Source organism: Pantoea sp. CTOTU49201, from assembly GCF_032054795.1.
Classification (GTDB): Bacteria; Pseudomonadota; Gammaproteobacteria; order Enterobacterales; family Enterobacteriaceae; genus Pantoea; species Pantoea symbiotica.
Genome location: NZ_DAMBSA010000587.1, coordinates 1 through 2,085, shown reverse-complemented (window position 1 = coordinate 2,085; position 2,085 = coordinate 1). Strand labels below are relative to the sequence as shown.

Below are 2,085 nucleotides of genomic sequence, written 5' to 3'. Positions count from 1 at the left end.
TGTTGATGGGCGTTTGCAGATGCGTGAAGGTAAAGCGTGGCTGGATGATAAACCATTGCCGCCACAGGGATATGCACACGACTAACGTAGGGTCGCCATTCATGGCGACCTTCATCACGTCCGCACTATCAACCAAACCGTCCCGTAATGTAATCTTCGGTACGCCGCGCTTTTGGCGAAGTGAAGATGCGATCGGTTTCGTCAAACTCAACTAATTGTCCGTTATGCATAAACGCGGTGTAATCCGACACGCGCGCCGCCTGCTGCATATTGTGCGTCACTAACACCAGCGTGAAATGCTGCTTCAACGTAGTCATCAACTCCTCGATCACCAGCGTTGAGATCGGATCAAGTGCCGAGGTGGGCTCATCCAGCAACAATACTTCCGGCTCAATGGCAATGGCACGCGCAATCACCAAACGTTGCTGCTGGCCGTTAGAGAGCGTTAAGGCGTTCTGCCCCAGCTGATCTTTCACTTCGGCCCACAAGGCCGCCGCACGCAGCGCACGCTCACAGGCTTCATTCAACACGCGACGATCGCGCACGCCCTGCAAGCGCAGGCCGTAAACCACGTTTTCGTAAATCGATTTAGGAAACGGATTCGGCCGCTGAAACACCATACCAATGCGGCGACGCAGCGCGGCAAGATCCTGGTTCGCCTGCATCACCGCGTAATCATCCAGCAGAATCTCACCTTCGATGCGGCAGCGATCGATCACATCATTCATGCGATTAAAGCAGCGTAGCAGCGTCGATTTGCCGCAGCCGGAAGGACCAATCAACGCCGTTATGCGGTTTTTCGGGATCTGCAGATCAATGTTATTCAGCGCCTGGCGTTCGCCATACCACAGCGACAGCTGATTAACGCGAAGGGCAATGTCGTAATCGGGCGTCATCAGAAACCTTTTTAGTGCGTCATAAGCCGGTAACGCTCACGCAGCCGATGGCGCAATGCCATCGCTAGCAGATTGAGCGACAGGATGATCACCACCAGCAGCAAAGCGGTGGCGTAAACCAGCGGTCGATCAGCATCGATGTTGGGGCTCTGGAACGCCAAATCGTAGATCTGAAAACCGAGGTGCATGAATTTACGATCGAGGTGCAAATAAGGGAACACCGCATCAACCGGCAGCTCTGGCACCATTTTCACCACGCCCACCAGCATCAGCGGCGCGGTTTCTCCGGCTGCACGCGCCACCGCCAGAATCAGGCCGGTGAGCATCGCCGGTACCGCCAACGGCAGCACCACGCGCCACAGCGTTTCCGCTTGGGTTGCGCCCAGCGCCAGCGATCCCTGACGCAGATTATCCGGAATGCGTGACAATCCCTCTTCGGTGGCAACAATCACCACCGGCAGCGTCAGCAGCGCTAACGTTAGTGCGGCCCACAGCAAGCCCGGCGTACCAAAAGTGGGATTGGGTAAGGCGCTGGAGAAGAACAGCTGGTCGATGGTGCCGCCAATCAGCCAGACAAAGAAACCAAGGCCAAACACGCCATAAACGATCGACGGCACGCCGGCGAGATTCACCACCGCGATACGCACCAGCCGCGTCAGCGCATTGCGTCCGGCGTATTCGTGCAACCATACCGCCGCGATGACGCCGAGCGGCATGACGATGATCGACATCAACAGCACCATCAGCACGGTGCCAAAAATCGCCGGAAACGCCCCGCTTTCACCGCCACCGGCAGTCGGTGAATCGCTGACGAATTGCCATATCTGGCTGAAGAAGTGCAGCGTTTTGTTGGTTAAGGTCATGGCATTTGGATACCACGCATCAACCACCTGCGCCAACGGGATGGTGTGATCCACGCCGTTCACATCGCGCAGCACCAGCGTATCGCGCTGACTTTCGTGCTGCAGATGAGTTAACTGCTGCGCCAGCGCGTTAAAGCGGCGCTGTAACGCCGTGCGATTGGCATCAAACTCAGACTGTACTTCCAGGCTGAAGCGGCCGTTACGCTGCTGCTCATCGGCCTGCTGCTGCAGGCTTTCCAGCTGTGCATTAAGGCGCGCCATCTCAATGCGGCGGATGTTACTCGCCTGGCGCAGTTGCTCATGTACCTGCTGCAAACGCTGATGCA

Annotated in this window: 2 protein-coding genes and 1 pseudogene; 1 reads left to right on the top strand and 2 read right to left on the bottom strand. The window is 56.9% G+C overall.

Going from position 1 to position 2,085, the window contains the following annotated elements; all coding sequences use genetic code 11:
• Positions 1 to 85, top strand: a pseudogene (gene purN / locus RTY00_RS24115) (phosphoribosylglycinamide formyltransferase); the annotation flags it as partial.
• Positions 86 to 128: 43 nt separating this feature from the next.
• Here the strand turns inward: purN and pstB are convergent.
• Both pstB and pstA read right to left on the bottom strand, forming a co-directional pair.
• Positions 129 to 896, bottom strand: coding sequence for a phosphate ABC transporter ATP-binding protein PstB (gene pstB / locus RTY00_RS24110; RefSeq protein ID WP_154190478.1), 768 nt, complete (start codon positions 894 to 896; stop codon positions 129 to 131).
• 11 nt (positions 897 to 907) lie between these two features.
• Positions 908 to 2,085, bottom strand: a 1,178-nt coding sequence (pstA, locus tag RTY00_RS24105) for a phosphate ABC transporter permease PstA (RefSeq protein ID WP_312666653.1), incomplete at its 5' end; no start/stop codon positions are given.